Below are 16,458 nucleotides of genomic sequence, written 5' to 3'. Positions count from 1 at the left end.
ACTACAAGGAGACAAACATGAACCCGCTGCGCATTGAACGCCGCACCTTGCTGATGGCGGCCGTGGCCGCCGCACTGCCAGCCACCCTTCCCCTCGCACGGGCGGCCGCGCCCTGGCCCAGCAAGCCGGTGCGCCTGGTGGTGACCAGCTCGCCCGGATCGGGCGGCGATGTGTTTGCCCGCCTGCTGGCGCCTGGCCTGCAGGCAGCGCTGGGCCAACCCTTCTATGTCGAAAACAAGGTGGGTGCCAACGGCATCATCGCCAATGACTTTGCCGTCAAAAGCAATGATGCGCATACGGTGTTGTTTGCGCCGTCGTCGGCCATCGTGATCAACCCCTTTATCCAGCCCAAGCTGCCCTATGACACGCAGCGCGATCTGCTGCCGGTGGGCCAGATTGGGCTGTCGGGCATTTTTCTGGTCGCCAATCCGGAGACCGGCATTGCCTCCTTGGCCGACCTGGTGCGCTATGCCAAGGCCAATCCGGGCAAGCTGTCCTGCGGCTCCTGGGGCAATGGCTCGTCAGGCCATCTGGCGCTGGAGGGCCTCAAGGCCCATTACGGCATCGACATCCACCATGTGCCCTACAAGGCGCTGTCCACCGAGCTGTCGGACATCATCGGCAACAACATTCCGATGGGCTTTATGGACATCGCGTCGCCCGTGCCGCATATCCGCAATGGCAAGCTGCTGGCCGTGGGGGTGACGGGCACGCAGCGCGCACCGGCCACGCCGCAGGTGCCCACCTTTACCGATCAGGGCTTCAAGTTTGATGCGGACGGCTGGTATGGCATGTTTTTGCCCGCTGGCACTTCCAACCCCGAGATGGTGGAGCGGCTGAACCAGGCCCTGGTGCAGGTGGCGCAAAGCGCCGATATCCGCAAAAAGTTTGAAGACCAGAACATGGCCCTGCCTGCCGTCAAACCGGCGGCAGAGTTTGCCCGCTCCATCCAGTCCGATATGAAGATCTGGGGTGGGCTGGCCAAACTGGCCGATCTGAAGATGTCGTAACGAGTGCGCTGGCGGCTGCACCGGGCGCCACAAGCCTGGGCCGCTGCTCACAGCAAACCCAAGAACCAGGTGGCCGCCGCAAGGCCGGCCACCGGCAATCCACAGGAGACAAAAATGACCGATTTATGCGCAAGCTTCAACCGCCGGCAGATGCTGCTGGGCCTGCTGGCCGCAGCGGGCACCGGCACGGCCTGGGCCAATACGGCCTGGCCCAACAAGGCGATCCGGATGATTGTGCCGGGGCCGGCGGGCTCGGGCGGCGACATCTTTGCGCGCATGCTGCTGCCGCCGCTGCAGAGCTCGCTGAAGGAGAGCCTCTACGTCGAGAACAAGGCCGGCGCCAACGGCATTATCGGCAATGACCATGTGGCCAAGGCCCAGGCCGATGGCTATACCTTGCTGTTCTCGCCGTCGTCGTCGATTGCGATCAACCCCATCATCCAGCCCAAGATGCCCTATGACGCCATGCGCGACCTGGCACCGGTGGCGCAGGTGGGTGCAGCGGGCGTGCTGCTGGTGGCCAACCCTGCGACCGGCTTCAAGAACCTGGCCGACATGGTGCAGTACGCCAAGGCCCACCCGGGCCGCCTGGCCTATGGTTCCTGGGGCAGTGGCTCGACCGGCCACTTGGTGATGGAAGGCATCAAGGCCCATTACGGCCTGGACATGCCCCATGTGCCTTACAAGGGCACCGCCGTGGAGCTGGGCGATCTGCTGGCCAACACGATTGGCGTGGGCTTTATGGATATCGCCTCGCCGATTCCCCATGTGCGCAGCGGCAAGCTGCGTGCACTGGGCGCCACCGGATCGGCGCGCGGCCCGGCGCTGCAGGAGGTGCCGACCCTGACCGAGCAGGGCTACACCTTCGATGCCGACGGCTGGTACGGCGTGTTCGCCCCCGCCAAGACGGACCCCAAGATCATCGACCGCCTCAATGCCGATCTGGGCCAGGCGCTGGGCAGCCCCGAGATGAAGGCCAAGTTTGCCGAGCAGAACATGCTGATCCCTGCGCACAAGTCGGCCGCGGAGTTCAGCCAGGTTGTCAAGAGCGATATGGCGCTGTGGCAGCAGCTGGCCAAGGTGGCCAAGCTCAAGGTTGATTGAGCGAAGCCCCGGGCAGGCAGCGGGGCTGAAGGCTCTGTAGCCCTGCCCAGGGACCCTCTGTGCCGTATTGGCACAGCCAACTCTTGCAGAGGATCCCTAAGGAGGTCTTATGTCGATCAGGATTTCTTGGCGCGTGACAGCCCTGGGGCTGGGCTTGGCTTGCTGCGTGGCCACTGCCCCGGCTGCTGAGGCGCAGGCCGCTTTCCCCAACAAGCGCGTAACCATCGTGGTGCCTTATTCTGCCGGCGGGCTGACCGATACGCTGGCCCGCTCGCTGGCGGCCAAGCTGGCGCTGCTCTGGGGCCAGCCGGTGGTGGTGGAGAACCGCGATGGCGCAGGCACCATCATCGGCACGAGCGCCGTGGCCCGTACGCCAGCCGATGGCTACACGCTGCTGTTCACCAGCTATGCCTACACCTCCAACCCGGTGCTGCGCCGGCAGTTGCCCTATGGGCCCGATGCGTTCCGGCCCGTGGGCCTGCTGGGCTCCAGCCACAATGTGCTGCTGGTCACCAACCGCTTGCGTGGCCAGTCGCTGCAAAACCTGATCGACCGCGCCAAGGCCGAGCCGGGCAGCTTCAAGCTGGCCTCGTCCGGACCAGGGTCGAGCCCGCACCTGGCGGCCGAGCTGTTTTCGACCAAGGCGGGCATCCGCTTTACCCATGTGCCCTACAAGGGCCAGGGGCCGTCGATGACCGATCTGATGGCGGGCGTGGTCGATGGCATGTTTGACGGTATGTCGTCGTACGCGCTGGTCAAGTCGGGCAAGGTGGCAGCCGTGGCCATCGCTGCCGAGCAGCGCCACCCGGGCGCGCCCGAGATTCCGACTTTCAAGGAACTGGGCATGGACTTTGTCAGCGGCAGCTGGTTTGGCATGCTGGCGCCGGCTGCAACGCCCGATGCGGTGGTGCGGCAGATCAATGCCGACCTGCACCGTGCCCTTGAAGACCCTGCCGTGCGCGCCCAGATTGCCAAGACCGGTTTGCTGGTGTCGCTGTCCACACCCGAGGTCTTTGGCCAGTTTCTGCAGGCCGAAACCCGCAAGCTGCAGGCGCTCCTCCAGAGCGGCGTGCGCATTGATCTGGATTGAGCCGGGGCGGGTGGGGGGCCTGCCGCATAATGGGCTTTTTGCCACCTGTCTGGATTGCCCATGCCCTACGCCCGCCATACCCTCGCTGCCGGATTGCTCGCGGCAGCGTCTTTGCTGAGCGCACCGGCCTGGGCCATCAACAAATGCGTCGATGCCCAGGGCCGCACCAGCTTTCAGGATGAGCCCTGTGCAGCCGGGCAGAAGGCCGAGGCGATCACCGTGACGCCCTCCAGCCAGGGCATCAACCCGCGCGAGCATGACCGCCCGGCCACCAGCCGCCCAACGGATAACCCGCCGCCGTCCGCACCACCGGCAACCGCACCCGCCGATGAGCCAGAACCCCGCCCGGCCGATTGCCCCGACCCGGAGCGCATGAAGAGCATGCAGATCGAGGCCGAGTCGATTGCGCTGCCGCTGCCGATCCGCAAGCAAAAGCGGGCGTCGTTTGAAGCGCTGAAAGAGCGCTGCGGGGGCTAAGGCACCGCCCTCAGCAAAACGCCCGCGATTGCGGGCGTTGTTGTTTACACAGCCATCGGCGCCGTCAGCGGTGCATGGTGCTGGTAGCCTTCCAGCCAGAAGTCCGAGGGCTCCACCTTCTCCAGCCACTCCGGCTCGTATTGGCCGGTCACCGCATAGTCGGGGATGCGGTCGGACAGCACCAGCTTCGGCGACTCAAAGGGCTCGCGCTTGAGCTGCTCTTGCAGCATGTCGAGGTGGTTCTCGTAGATGTGGGCATCACCGATGAAGTAGGTGAACCAGCGCGGGGTGTAGCCACTCAGGCGCCCCATCAGGTGCAGCAGCGCAGCGCCTTCGGTGAGGTTGAAAGGGGTGCCCAGGCCGACATCATTGCTGCGGATATACAGGCACAGCGAGATCTCGCGCTTGCTCTGGTCAACCAGGAACTGGTAGAGCAGATGGCAAGGGGGCAGGGCCATTTCTTCGAGCTGGGCCCAGTTCCAGCCGTGGAAGAGAATGCGGCGGCTGCCCGGGTCCGTCATGATGGTGTCCAGGCACTGGCGCAGCTGGTCGATGGCCTTGTAGAGCACGGTCTGGCGCTTGCCGTCTTCGGCCACTTCGCCGATCTGGGTGTAGCCCTTGGCCAGCGCGTCGGCCACCTGGGCGGCGCCTTGGGGCAGGGCCTGGTCGATCAGCTTGTAGGCCGGCCATTGGCGCCATTGCACGCCGTAGACGGGGCCCAGGTCGTCGGCCTCCAGGCGGTAGGGGTTGGCCAGCCAGGCCTGGTTTTCATTGGCGTTCTGGTCCCAGACCTTGCAGCCCAGCGCGCGGAAATCGGCGGCGCTGCGTGCGGCACGCAGAAAGCCCACCATCTCGCCGATGGCGGATTTGAAGGCCAGCTTCTTCGTGGTGACAGCCGGAAAGCCTTGCTGCAGATCAAACTTGAGCATGGCGCCGGGCATGCTGAGCGTGCGGATGCCTGTGCGGTTGGACTGCCAGGAGCCTTGGTCCAGGATGTTCTGGACGAGTTGGAGGTATTGCTTCATGTTCTTCTGGCCTGATCGAGACGGGGCCTTGCCGCCTCGCTGGTGCTAAGGCATTGCCTGGCCCGGTGCGATGGGTGCACTGCGAGGGCGGGGCAGGGGGCGAGGCCCAAAGGGCCTACTGTACGACGGCTGCGCTTGTCGCGTAGGCCGTAAGGATAAGCCAGTGTGGGAGATGTCTGCGGCCGCCCTGAGCAGCCATAAATTGGTGTAGGGTGTCGGCTTTGGCGCCCGGGCCCACCGGGGCCGGCGGTGCATGGCCGTGGCAAGCACAGGTGGGCAGCGGGACATCGACAGTTTGCCTGGCGCAGGAGAGGGCGCGGCAAACGCTACAAGGACAGCTAACTATGTGGATGATGACGAAAAAATGGGGCCTGGCCCTGGGCGCTGCTGCGGCGCTGGCACTGGCCGGCTGCCAGACCACGCCCGCTGGCGGCAACCCCAGCGCCCAACAGGCCTGGAACCAGCTGCAGGCGCAGGTGGGCCAGTACCCGCAGGATGCCGCTTTCTTGCAGCAAGGCGTGATGGCTGCGCGCATGCAGCATTTGCTGGGCGAGCACCGCGCGGCCTTTATGCAGAACCTGCAGGTGACCGGGCCGCTCAGCAAACAGGGCTCCGTCTACTACATCACCGGCAACCGCCAGCACGATGGTGGCCAGAATGCCGCCGCCGTGGCGCTGGATGCCAAGAGCAACACCATGCGCATCTGGTGGCTGCAGGACGGCCAGCCGCGCGTGGTGCAGGATCCGGGCGCAGCGTTTTCCTGGCCCAAGGATGTGAACCAGATGATCAGCAACGCGGTGGGCACGCCGGCATCCTGATCCTTCAATGAATAAAAAACAGGGCGGCACCTCATGGAGGGCCGCCCTGTTTTGTTTTGGCGCTGGGTTTTAAGAGCTGCTAACACGACCCAGCAAACCGAAGGTTTGCGGTTGAGACGAGGCGTCAAGCTGCAGGCAGTACAGTAGTACGACAAGGCTTGGCAACGACGTATCAAGGGTTGTGCTAGTGGCTCTAAGCGCGTGTGATCATTGCATGCGGGTTCATGATGTTCTGCGGATCCAGCGCGGCCTTGACCGCCCGCATCATCGACAGGGCCACCGGCGACTGGTACTGCGGCAAGGTGTCGACCTTGAGCGTGCCGATGCCGTGCTCGGCCGAGATCGAGCCGCCAAAGGCGGCCACCGCGTCATAGACGATGTGGTTGACCTCGTGCTCGCGCTCGTCGAGAAACTGCTTGGCGTCCCCGCCCTCGGGCGCCTGCACATTGAAGTGCAGATTGCCGTCGCCCAGGTGGCCGAAGTTGACCAGGCGCATGCCCGGCACCTTGTCGTTCAGCACCTGGGTGGCATGCTCGACAAACTCCGGAATGCGCGAGATGGGCACGGAGATGTCGTGCTTGATGTTGAGGCCTTCCTCGACCTGGGCGAGGGGAATGCTCTCGCGGATATGCCAGAGGTTGTGGGCCTGGCCCAGGTTCTCGGCGACCACGGCATCGAGCACGATTTCCTGCTCGAATGCGGCTTCCATCAAGGCTTCAAAGCGGCTGCGGGCATGCTCTTCCGATTCGCTGTCGGAGTTCTCCAGCACCACGGCATAGGGGAAGGCAGGGTTGTCGATAAAGGGCACGCGCAACTGGGGCATGTGCTTGTCGACGAGGGTCAGCGCAAAGCGGTTCATCACCTCAAAGCCGGTCAGGCCCGCGCCCAGGTACTGGTGCGCCAGCGCCAGCAGGCGCACGGCAGCATCGAACGACGGCAAGGCCGCCCAGGCGGTGAGCTGGCTCGCGGGCATGGGGTAGATCTTCATCGTTGCTGCGGTGATCACGCCCAGGGTGCCTTCGCTGCCGATGAAGAGGTTGCGCAGGTCGTAGCCGGTGTTGTCCTTGCGCAGGCCCTTGAGGCCGTTCCAGATCTCGCCCTGGGCGTTGACCACTTCGAGGCCCAGGCACAACTCGCGCGTATTGCCATAGCGCACCACCTGGGTGCCGCCGGCATTGGTGCCCAGGTTGCCGCCAATGGTGCAGCTGCCTTCGGCCGCCAGCGACAGCGGGAACAGATAGCCCTGGCCTTCGCAGCGCTCCTGCAGGGTCTGCAGGATGCAGCCGGCCTCGACGGTGACGGTCAGGTTGTCCTTGTCGATCGCGCGGATGGCCTGCATGCGGCCCAGGTTCAGCACCACCTGCTGGCCCGAGGTATCAGGCGTGGAGCCCACGACCAGGCCGGTGTTGCCGCCCTGGGGCACGATGGAGGTGCCATTGGCCGCGCAGGCCTTGACGACGGCGGCTACCTGCTCGGTCGTGGCGGGGCGCACCACCGCCAGCGCCTTGCCGTGGACGCGGCGGCGCCAGTCCTGCTCATAGGCCGTCAGGTCGCCCTCGGTAAGCACATGGGCATCGCCCACAATCTGGCGCAAGCTCGCAATCAGGTCGGTCATCGGAAGTCTCAGCAAATAAAAAGAAAACGGTTCTAGGAAGCGGCTGCGCGCTGGGTGGCCGGGGATGCGGCGCGTTGGCGGCCCCGGATATGCAGCACGCAGGCGGCAAACAGCAGCAGGCACAGCGCGATCTCGGCCAGCGCGCACCAGCGGCTGGGCGGCGCATCGCCCCAGGCGCGCACCACGCCCTCAATAAAATACAGCCACACCAGCAGGCTCAGCCAGCGGTAGGTATACATGCGGCGCTTGAGCAGGCCGGCCAGTGGAATGCACAGCGGCAAGGCCTTGAGCACCAGCCAGGAGCCGCCCGGCCGCAACGGGGCCAGCCACAGCTCCCAGGCCAGGCACAGTAGCACCAGGCCCAGCAGGGCCGCCACGGCCAGCCAGCGCGAAAACTGCGCAGCGGCACCCGCAGTTGCACCCGCAGCGGCAGGCGTTACCAAATCAGGCAGATTTGCGGCGGGTTCAGGGGTGGATGCAGGCATGGAAATGGCATCATATCGGTATGTACGTCAGTGATGAGAAAAACGCGGCATCTTTGCAGGTGCAACCGCGCCAGGGATGGGCTTTGTGGTGGCAGCAATTCGCGGCTTTTCCCTGGCGCAACACCGTCAATACCTTGCGCACGCGCTTTGGCGAGGACCGCCTGGGCCTGACGGCCAGCAGCCTGACCTTTACCACCATGCTGGCACTGGTGCCTTTCTTCACGGTGGCGCTGGCCTTGCTCACCGCCTTTCCGATGTTCGCGACGGTCGAGGCGCAGCTGCAGCGCTGGCTGATCGAGAGCCTGATCCCCAGCACCATCGCCAGCCAGGTGCTGGGCTATATCACGCAGTTTGCGTCCAAAGCAAGCCGCCTGGGCCTGGCGGGCCTGAGTTTTTTGCTGGTGACGGCGCTGGCGCTGATATTGACGATGGACCGCACCCTGAACAACATCTGGCGCGTGCGCCAGCTGCGTCCGCTGGGCCAGCGGGTGCTGATCTACTGGGCGGCCATGTCGCTGGGACCGCTGGTGCTGGCCTCCAGCCTGGTGCTGACCTCGTCGGTGGTGGCCGCTTCGCGCAGCGCGATGGGCGAGCTGCCCTACCTCATCCGCCTGGCCTTTGATTCGCTGGAGTTTGTGCTGCTGGCATCTGGCGTGACCGCCATGTACCGCTATGTGCCCAACACCCATGTGCGCTGGCGCGATGCGCTGGCCGGCGGGCTGTTTGTCGCCGTGGGCATCGAGGTGGCCAAGAAGGTGCTGACCCTGTACCTCGTGCATGTGCCAACCTATTCCACCATCTACGGCACCTTTGCCACCTTGCCGATCCTGCTGATCTGGATCTATGTGGCCTGGGTGATTGTGCTGTTGGGCGCTGTGGTCGCTGCCTACCTGCCCAGCCTGCTGGCCGGTGTGGCGCGCCTGCCGCTGGCGCAGAGCTGGGATTTTCAGCTGGCGCTCGAATGCCTGCGCGCGCTCAACCTGATGCGCTACCAGCCGGAAAAAGGCCTCTACCTGCACCAGCTTGCCACCCGCTTGCAGGTGGAAGATGTGCAGCTGCACCGCGCGCTCGATGTGCTGTGCCAGCTCGACTGGGTGGGCGCCGTCGTCGATGTGGACGAGCGCCGCACCAGCGCGGGCGCGCCCGAGAGCCAGCATGACATGCGCTATGTGCTGCTGATCGAGCCGGCGCAGACCCTGGCTGCACCGCTGGTCAGCGCGCTGATGCTGGACCGCAACGAGGCGACCGAGCCTTTGTGGTGGCACAGCGGCCTCGACCAGATCGCGCTGATTGCGCTGCTCGAGCGCCGCCATTGGCTGCCCGGTGAGGTGCCTGCGGATGAGGGGGAGGCAGCAGCGCAAGTGCTGGAACCCGCGTTGGCTGATGCGGTGCAGGCGGACCCAGTCAAGGGTTGAGCGCAGTTTGATCGGTTAGGGGTGCAGCCTATCAGGCGACTTGTGTAGTGGCTATCCGCCGAGATAGCTGAAGCCGCTCAGTGCGCGGCGAAGCTGGCCTCATTGAAGGCCAGGCGCTGGCGGGCCAGCGCCACCATGTCGGCGGGGTAGCTGCTGTAGGCGGTCAACGGGCTGTCATCCAGCTCGTACAGCACCACCAGCGCGGCGACTTCCCAGGCCCAGCGCGGGTGGTGCTCCCCCATGCCAATGAGCCGGCCGATGGCGGCCAGCGCAGGGTGCAGCTGGCTGCTGTAGTTCTCGTCCAGGTAGGCTTGCAAGGGCTCGGTGCCCAGCTCGGACTGCTCGAAGAAAGCCATCAGATCGGCATAGGGCTTGGGGCAGAAGACCTGGGCCGAGGCTTCGTCCTTTTCGCAGGCGACGGCGCTCAGGTAGTCGAGCAGGCAGTCGCAGCGGTTGCCCAGCAGGCGCTCGACAATGCCGGGAATCAGCTCCTGGCGCTCCAGCAATACGGGCAGCGCCAGCAGTTGCACGGCAGCCGGGTAGCTGTTGGAGGCGGGGTTGATCGGTTGGCGCGCTTGCGCCGGCGCTGCGGCATCGCTGCGCATAAAGACCGCATACTCATTGCACCAGTGCAGCACATGCTCGAACAGGGTTTCAATCGCGCGAGGCGGCAGGCCCCGGCTGTAGGCCAGATCTAACAGTGCCAGCGATTGCAGCGCGGCGCGGCACCAGCCAGCCCGGGCAGCACGTTGGCTGTCGGCGTCCAGATCTTGCACATCCAGACCATAGTAGCCATGGCTGGAGAATTCATGCAGGCTTGACAACTGGTCTGCCCAGGTCTCTGCCCATCGCTCCAGGTCCATGTCCACGCGCGGCCGCAGCAGATGCCAGGGTTGCGCCTGGCAGTGTTGCAGCAAACAGGGAAGGGCCTTGTATTGCATAAGTCGTATGTATCGGGTCTGCAGCTTTTCAGCTGCAGCTGTCTGGGCCTCCATCGGCCTGGCAGATAGGCTAACGCATTTGATGCCGGCATTGCGGCATTTTTTGCGGTGGCTTACGCCTTCTTACGCCAGATACATGCGTGATCTTCTGCTATAAAAACAAAAGCAATATCGCAATACCAAAGCTGATAGGCCCACGTACTGCGCTGCAACCGCCTCTTAAGCCGGCGTTGGGGCTGCGGCTGCGTGGGTGCTGAGGAAATGGTGGATCGCAAACAGGGTCGCGTCGGGTGACTCGGTCATCTGGTTGTGGCCGCTGGGCACCATCTGGACCTGCACCTGCTTGCCAGCGGCCCTGGCGGCATCGACCAAGCTACGCGCGGCGCGGGCCGGGGTCATCTGGTCTTGCTCGCCCAGCACAAACAGCACCGGGCAGGCCAGGGCGGCCATCGCGGCCTGGCCATTGCGGTAGCTGTCGCAGGCCACAAAGCCGGTGTGCAGCAGGTTGGTGTCGCCGTTGCTGGCTTGCACGCGGCGGGCCAGCGCCATGCCGGCACCAAACACCCAGCTGCCAGCACCCGAGGGTGGGGCCAGGGTTGCGCGCGAGAAGGTCTGCACCATGGCAATGGCCTGGTCGGTTGCGCTGAGCGCTTGCTCCAGCAGCGCGGGGGCAACCTTCATCGGGTCGGCCGTGCCGACCAGCACCAGGTGGCTGATGCGCGCGCCCAGGCGTGCGGCCGCTTCCATCGCAATCAGGCTGCCCCAGCTGTGGCCGATAAGGGCCGCCTGCTGCAGGCCTGCGGCATCGAGCAGCTGCGCGATGGTCTCGGCCGCTTCTTCCACCGTGCGCGGCGCCGGGCCGCCACTTTTGCAGTGGCCGGGCAGGTCGATGGCCAGCACGTTCCAGCCGTGGTTGGCCAGGTAGCGGCTTTGCAGCGCCCAGACGCTGTGGTCGCACAGCACGCCGTGGATAAAGATGGCAGTGGGCTGGTTCGCATCCAGCGCCTTGCCGCCGGTGTAGGCATACAGGTCGGCACCTTGTACTTGGATTCGCATGTCTGTGCTCCGATGGTGTGGCTGAGGCTAGATGTCGGCAATCAGGCGTTTGCCCAGGCTCATGGTGTGGTCGTTGGCATAACCCAGGCTTTCGTAGAAGGCGATCACCGCCTCGTTGCCGGCGCGCACCTGCAAGTTGAGCTTGGGGCAGCCCAGTGCCGTCAGTTCAGCCTCGGCCCGCTGCATCAGCTGCCCGGCATAACCTTTGCGCTGCTGGCTGGGGTGCACCGCCAGATAGTTGATCCAGCCCCGGTGGCCGTCGTAGCCGACCATGATGCTGGCCATCACCGCGCCTTGTTCATCGACCCCGACCCAGAACAGCTCGGGCGAGACGCTCTGCTTGCGCGCAATGTCCTTGTGCGGATCGTTCCAGGGGCGGTAGAGGCCGCAGTCATGCCACAGCTGCACAACGGCTTCGGAATCTTGCAGTGCAAAGACACGGATTTCCATCATGCGGCCTTCTCTGCGGCCTTGAGCGCGCGCTTCAAGTCATCGATCAGGTCGTCGGCGTCTTCCAGGCCAATGGACAGGCGGATCGTGCCCTGGCTGATGCCCGCTTGCGCCAAGGCGTCGTCATGCATGCGGAAATGCGTGGTGCTGGCCGGGTGGATGACCAGCGAGCGGCAGTCGCCGACGTTGGCCAGGTGGCTGAAGACCTTGAGCGTCTCGATGAACTTCTTGCCCTGGTTGCGGTTGCCGGCAATGTCAAAGCTGAACACCGAGCCCGCGCCGCGCGGCAGCAGCTTTTGCGCCAGCGCGTAGGAGCTGTGGCTCTCCAGCATCGGGTGGCCCACGCGGCTAACCATCGGGTGGCTGGCGAGGAACTGCACCACTTTTTCGGTGTTGCGCATATGGCGCTCCATGCGCAGCGGCAAGGTCTCGATGCCTTGCAAGATCAGCCAGGCGCTGTGCGGGCTCATGCAGGCGCCAAAGTCGCGCAGGCCTTCACGCCGCGCGCGCAGCAAGAAGGCGCCGGTGGTCGATTCCTCGCTGAACACCATGTTGTGAAAGCCGTCATAGGGCTCGGTCAGCTCGGGGAAGCGGCCCGACTTTTCCCAGTCAAAGCTGCCGCCATCGACCACGATGCCGCCAATGACGGTGCCGTGGCCGGAGAGAAACTTGGTGGCCGAGTGGTAGACGATGTCGGCGCCATGCGCAAAGGGCTTGATGAGCCAGGGCGAGGTCAGGGTGGAGTCGACCAGCAAGGGCACGCCGACCTCATGGGCGATGGCCGAGACGGTGGGGATGTCCAGCACATCGAGGCCGGGGTTGCCCACCGTCTCGCCAAAGAACAGCTTGGTGTTGGGCCGCACCGCTGCGCGCCAGCCGTCGATATCGCCGGGTTGGACAAAGGTGGTCTCGATGCCAAAGCGGGCCAGGGTGTAGTGCAGCAGGTTCTGGCTGCCGCCATAGAGCGCGGTGCTGGCAACGATATGGCTGCCCGCGCCCATCAAGGTCGCAACCGACAGGTGCAGCGCGGCCTGGCCGCTGGCCACCGCGATCGCGCCCACACCGCCTTCGAGTGCCGAGACACGCTGCTCCAGCACCGCATTGGTGGGGTTGCTGATGCGGCTGTAGACATGGCCGGGCCGCTCCAGATTGAAGAGGCTGGCTGCGTGGTCGCTCGACTCGAAGACGAAGGAGGTGGTCAGGTGGATGGGGACGGCGCGAGCCCCGGTGGCCGGGTCCGGCTGGGCGCCAGCGTGCAGACTCAGGGTGTCAAAGCCGGGGTCGGTGTAACCGGGCATGGCGTATCTCCGCGATGTTGTCGTTCTGGACGGGCATTGTCGGCTATATTTAGCAGACCTGGGCGGGCAGGCCTGTCGCCGATGCGTGTGCACGCAGGCGGGCCCGCCAGCATCGGAGAACGGTACAAGGAGACACCCATGAAAGTCAGCGATATCCTCCGCCTCAAAGGCAACACTCTCTACACGGCCAGCGTCAACGACCCTCTGGGCGACGCGATCCAGACCATGGCGGAGAAGGACATTGGCTCGCTGGTGGTGATGGAGCACGGCGATGTCGTGGGCATGTTGACGTTCCGCGAGGTGATCGTTGCCATCGTCAACAATGGCGGCACTGCAGGCAATATCCTTGTGCGCAGCGTGATGGATGACGCGCCTTTGACCTGCACGATGGAGACCGACATGGACGAGGTGCGCCGCATGATGCTGGACCGCCATGCCCGCTACATGCCGGTGATGGACAAGAAGATGCTGATGGGTGTGATCAGCTTCTACGACGTGGCCAAGGCCGTCGTCGACAGCCAGAATTTCGAGAACAAGATGCTCAAGGCCTATATCCGCGACTGGCCGGTGGAAGGCGAGACCGATTCTTGATGCAGCGGCTGGCCCAGCTGAGAGGCTGAACCGGCCATCTGCCAGAACTGCCAAAGTAGCGGCCCGCGAGGCCGCTTTTTTGCGCCTGTGCTTTGGAGCAGCGGCTTGCTACGGGTCAGAAACGGATGATGCGCCCGGGGATGCGGCCGGCGCTGGTGTCGGTCGTGGCTGGAGCCTCCGCCTGCGCATCTGCCTCGGCCGGCAAGCCCACATACTGGGCCCGGGGGCGGATCAGCTGGCCGCTGTCGCGCTGCTCCAGCGCATGGGCGAGCCAGCCTGCCGTGCGGCCCAGCGCAAACAGCACAAAGGCCGCGCCTGCGGGCAGGCCCAGGCCGCGCTGGATGGCGACCAGCGCATAGTCCAGGCTGGGGTGCAGGCCCGTGTGGTGGTGTACGGCGGCCAGCAGGGCATGGCGCTGCGTATCGGCCGGCAGCAGACTGAGCAAGCGCTGGCTGCGCGGGTCGCCAGCCGGGTAGAGCGGGTGGCCAAAGCCCGCGCAGTAATGCGGGCTGCCGTGGATGCGGGTGTCCGCCAGCAACTGGGCGAGCGATGGGGGCAATGCCTCGCTGCTGCGCCGCGCCGCATGCCAGTCGTCCCAGTGCTGGTCTATCACCGCCGTCATCCCCCCGTGCAGTGGGCCGGTCAGCGCGGCGAGACCTGCGCCCAGGCTGGCATGCAGGCTGGCGCCGGTCGATGCCACCACCCGGGCTGCAAAGCTGGAGGCATTGAGCTCATGGTCGGCGCAGAGCACCAGGGCCTGGCGTAAGGTGTTTTCGCCCACTGCATCTACTTGCCAGAGGGCGGCGAGCTGCTGGTGGATGAGCCGTTCGGCTGCAGGCTGGGCTTTATCGCTGGACGGTAGCCCCGTCAGCACCCCCAGCATCTGCTGCAGCAGCGGCCGGGGCCAGCCGGGTTGGGCCAGGTTGGGATCGTGGGCGGGCAGGCGGTGCCAGGCGCGCAGTACCTGCTCGGGTGGGCGGGGTTGCGGCAGGGACTGTGCTGCGGCTGCCTTGGGGGCTGCCGTGGGGGGGGCCCTGCGGGCGCTGTCGGGTTCTGCCGCGATGGGCTGGCCCAGCAGCAGCGCGGCGGTGTCTTCCAGGCTGGCGTGCTGGGCCCATTGCAGCGCATCGCGCCCCCGGTAGTACAGCTGCCCTTGCGCCACCTGGGTGATGGCCGAGCGCAGCACGGGTGTGCCCCAGTCCAGCGTGGAGCGGGCCAGCTGCGCGGGGTTGCGCACGGTTTGCCGCTGGCGCGCGAGGCGCTGCACATCGATACGGGCATAGACATGGCCGCGCAGGCCCGGTTGGCGGTGCGCTTGCAGCAGGCCCCGGCTCACATAGGCATAGAGGCTGGCGCGCTGCACCCCCAGCATGGCGGCAGCCTGCTGGCTGCTGAGCCAGGGGCTGTCGTCGTCGGAAGGTGGGACGGGGATAGGTTGGGCGGGGCGTGCAGAAACCATGGGCCATGCTACTGCAGTGAGAGATGAATGGCATGTGTATCGGCCCAATCAAGATTGACCCCGGGGTGCGGCAGGTATGCAATGGCGGCAGTCCGTCACCCAGGAGAACGCCTTGCCAACCACCAACAACCACACCGCCACCACCCATCCCCTGGCGCAGCAGCCGCTGCATGCGGCCATACAGGCCAGCGTGCACATGCTGTGGCAGCAAGCGGGCCTGCCAGCGCAGGCTTTGCAGCAGGGCGCGTTGGCGCTCAGCGGCGATGGCGCTGCCTACCCCTCGAGTTTTTGCCTGGATGTGGCAGCGCCCGCGGCCGTGGCGGCCAGCGGCCTGGCCAGCGCATTGATCCACCAGCACCGCCAGCAGCAGGCCATGCCCCAAGTCCAGGTGGATGTGGGCCATGTGCTGGCCGAGTGCAGTGGCTATTTCACCTTGGACGGTGAGCAGCCCAATCTCTGGGCGCCCATCTCAGGCCTCTATGCCTGCGGCGCCGATGTGGGCGAGCCGGGCTGGCTGCGCATCCATGCCAATTTTGCGCACCACCGCGATGGCATGCTGCGGCTCTTGGGCCTGCCCACGGGCGCGGCCACCACGCGGGAGCAGGTGGCGGATGCGCTCCAAGGCTGGACGGCGCAGGCGGTGGAGGAGCGCGCTGCCGCGCTCGGCCTGGTGGTGGCAGCGGCCCGCAGCCCGCAAGCCTGGCAGGCCCATTCCCAAAGTGCGGCGGTGGCCGCGCAGCCCTTGGTGGCCATCACCCAGCTGGACAGCGACCAGCCTGCCGCCCCCCGCGATGGGCCGGCGCCTGCCCAGCACCGGCCGCTTGCTGGCCTGCGTGTGCTGGACCTGACCCGCATTCTGGCGGGGCCCGTGGCGGCCCGCAGCCTGGCGGCGCAAGGGGCTGATGTGCTGATGCTCAATGGGCCGGGTCTGCCCAATATCGAGGCCATTGCCGATATGAGCCGGGGCAAGCGCTCGGCCTTGCTGGATTTGAAAACCCCGGCAGGGCAGGGCGCCATGGCCGCGTTGCTGGGCCAGGCCCATGTGCTGCTCCAAGGCTACCGGCCGGGCGCGCTGGACGCGCTGGGGCTGGACCCGCAGTCTGCCGCCCGGCTGCGGCCGGGTATCGTCTATGCCAGCCTGTCGGCCTATGGCCGCAGCGGCCCCTGGGCCGACCGGCGCGGCTTTGATTCGCTGGTGCAGACCGTCTGCGGCATCAACTGGGCCGAGGGCCAGGCTTTTGGCAGCGCCGGGCTGCGCGCCTTGCCGCTGCAGATTCTGGATTACAGCGCAGGCTTTTTGCTGGCCTTTGGCATCCAGGCTGCCCTCTACCGCCAGGCTATGCAGGGCGGCAGCTGGCATGTGCAGGTATCACTGGCGCGGGTGGCGCAGTGGCTGCAGTCCATGGGCCAGCGGCCGGTAGCCGCTGCGGCGGCTAAGGTACCCAGCGGCGCGCCGCCTGACGCCTATCTGGAGACGCTGGACAGCGGCTTTGGCCGCCTGCGTGCGGTACGCCATAGCGCCGTGCTGCAGCGCCTGCCCGGCGGCTGGCTCCACGCCGGCCAGCCGCCTGGTGGCGACCAGCCCCGCTGGTGAGCCCTGCAGGGCAGCGTGGGGCACCAGCAT

The 16,458-nt window shown here is 65.9% G+C and carries 16 protein-coding genes; 8 read left to right on the top strand and 8 right to left on the bottom strand.

The window, feature by feature from the left end:
• The first annotated feature begins 17 nt into the window (after nt 1-17).
• The 4 genes from WH303_RS17130 (at nt 18) to WH303_RS17115 (ending at nt 3,681) form a co-directional block, all read left to right on the top strand.
• On the top strand, nt 18-1,010 hold the full coding sequence (locus WH303_RS17130) for a Bug family tripartite tricarboxylate transporter substrate binding protein (RefSeq protein ID WP_339519943.1): 993 nt from the start codon (nt 18-20) through the stop codon (nt 1,008-1,010).
• Between the two features lie 114 nt (nt 1,011-1,124).
• Nucleotides 1,125-2,114 carry a Bug family tripartite tricarboxylate transporter substrate binding protein gene (locus tag WH303_RS17125; RefSeq protein ID WP_027011328.1) on the top strand — a complete coding sequence of 330 codons (990 nt, stop codon included), beginning with the start codon at nt 1,125-1,127 and terminating at the stop codon, nt 2,112-2,114.
• Nucleotides 2,115-2,223: 109 nt separating this feature from the next.
• A complete protein-coding gene (locus WH303_RS17120; RefSeq protein ID WP_339519942.1) occupies nt 2,224-3,204 on the top strand; it encodes a tripartite tricarboxylate transporter substrate binding protein in 981 nt (326 codons plus the stop codon).
• Between the two features lie 60 nt (nt 3,205-3,264).
• The gene (locus tag WH303_RS17115; RefSeq protein WP_339519940.1) at nt 3,265-3,681 is read left to right on the top strand and encodes a DUF4124 domain-containing protein; all 417 of its coding nucleotides are present in this window, start codon (nt 3,265-3,267) and stop codon (nt 3,679-3,681) included.
• A 44-nt stretch (nt 3,682-3,725) separates the two neighbouring features.
• Here the strand turns inward: WH303_RS17115 and WH303_RS17110 are convergent, their stop codons facing one another.
• Nucleotides 3,726-4,706 carry a thymidylate synthase gene (locus WH303_RS17110; protein ID WP_339519938.1) on the bottom strand — a complete coding sequence of 327 codons (981 nt, stop codon included), beginning with the start codon at nt 4,704-4,706 and terminating at the stop codon, nt 3,726-3,728.
• A gap of 344 nt (nt 4,707-5,050) precedes the next feature.
• Here WH303_RS17110 and WH303_RS17105 point away from each other — a divergent pair, with 344 nt between their 5' ends.
• A complete protein-coding gene (locus WH303_RS17105; protein WP_339519937.1) occupies nt 5,051-5,524 on the top strand; it encodes a hypothetical protein in 474 nt (157 codons plus the stop codon).
• Between the two features lie 193 nt (nt 5,525-5,717).
• Here WH303_RS17105 and WH303_RS17100 read toward each other — a convergent pair whose 3' ends face one another.
• Together WH303_RS17100 and WH303_RS17095 are read right to left on the bottom strand one after the other, a co-directional pair.
• Nucleotides 5,718-7,139 carry an FAD-binding oxidoreductase gene (locus WH303_RS17100; RefSeq protein WP_339519935.1) on the bottom strand — a complete coding sequence of 474 codons (1,422 nt, stop codon included), beginning with the start codon at nt 7,137-7,139 and terminating at the stop codon, nt 5,718-5,720.
• A gap of 32 nt (nt 7,140-7,171) precedes the next feature.
• The gene (locus WH303_RS17095; protein ID WP_339519934.1) at nt 7,172-7,624 is read right to left on the bottom strand and encodes a DUF2069 domain-containing protein; all 453 of its coding nucleotides are present in this window, start codon (nt 7,622-7,624) and stop codon (nt 7,172-7,174) included.
• Nucleotides 7,625-7,644: 20 nt separating this feature from the next.
• On the opposite strand from WH303_RS17095, the gene WH303_RS17090 reads away from it, so the two are divergent.
• Nucleotides 7,645-9,039 (top strand): YihY family inner membrane protein, encoded by a 1,395-nt coding sequence (locus WH303_RS17090; protein WP_339519932.1) that lies wholly within the window; start codon nt 7,645-7,647, stop codon nt 9,037-9,039.
• 77 nt (nt 9,040-9,116) lie between these two features.
• Here WH303_RS17090 and WH303_RS17085 read toward each other — a convergent pair whose 3' ends face one another.
• The 4 genes from WH303_RS17085 to WH303_RS17070 form a co-directional block, all read right to left on the bottom strand.
• A complete protein-coding gene (locus WH303_RS17085; protein WP_339519931.1) occupies nt 9,117-9,980 on the bottom strand; it encodes a PoNe immunity protein domain-containing protein in 864 nt (287 codons plus the stop codon).
• Between the two features lie 219 nt (nt 9,981-10,199).
• Nucleotides 10,200-11,036 carry an alpha/beta fold hydrolase gene (locus tag WH303_RS17080; protein ID WP_339519930.1) on the bottom strand — a complete coding sequence of 279 codons (837 nt, stop codon included), beginning with the start codon at nt 11,034-11,036 and terminating at the stop codon, nt 10,200-10,202.
• A 27-nt stretch (nt 11,037-11,063) separates the two neighbouring features.
• Nucleotides 11,064-11,486 carry a GNAT family acetyltransferase gene (locus WH303_RS17075; protein WP_339520000.1) on the bottom strand — a complete coding sequence of 141 codons (423 nt, stop codon included), beginning with the start codon at nt 11,484-11,486 and terminating at the stop codon, nt 11,064-11,066.
• On the bottom strand, nt 11,486-12,784 hold the full coding sequence (locus WH303_RS17070; RefSeq protein WP_339519929.1) for an O-acetylhomoserine aminocarboxypropyltransferase: 1,299 nt from the start codon (nt 12,782-12,784) through the stop codon (nt 11,486-11,488). The genes WH303_RS17075 and WH303_RS17070 overlap by 1 nt, the downstream gene beginning before the upstream one ends.
• 138 nt (nt 12,785-12,922) lie before the next feature.
• Between WH303_RS17070 and WH303_RS17065 the strand changes: the two genes are divergently transcribed.
• Nucleotides 12,923-13,375 carry a CBS domain-containing protein gene (locus WH303_RS17065; protein ID WP_021028721.1) on the top strand — a complete coding sequence of 151 codons (453 nt, stop codon included), beginning with the start codon at nt 12,923-12,925 and terminating at the stop codon, nt 13,373-13,375.
• A 115-nt stretch (nt 13,376-13,490) separates the two neighbouring features.
• Here the strand turns inward: WH303_RS17065 and WH303_RS17060 are convergent, their stop codons facing one another.
• Complete coding sequence (locus WH303_RS17060; protein WP_339519928.1) at nt 13,491-14,834, bottom strand: citrate synthase family protein; 1,344 nt, start codon at nt 14,832-14,834, stop codon at nt 13,491-13,493.
• A gap of 196 nt (nt 14,835-15,030) precedes the next feature.
• On the opposite strand from WH303_RS17060, the gene WH303_RS17055 reads away from it, so the two are divergent.
• On the top strand, nt 15,031-16,428 hold the full coding sequence (locus WH303_RS17055) for a CoA transferase (protein WP_445228306.1): 1,398 nt from the start codon (nt 15,031-15,033) through the stop codon (nt 16,426-16,428).
• Nucleotides 16,429-16,458 lie beyond the last annotated feature (30 nt).

Origin of the sequence: Comamonas sp. MYb69 (assembly GCF_037479315.1) — a bacterium.
GTDB lineage: Bacteria > Pseudomonadota > Gammaproteobacteria > Burkholderiales > Burkholderiaceae_C > Comamonas.
This window is presented reverse-complemented; position numbering and strand designations above follow the sequence as displayed.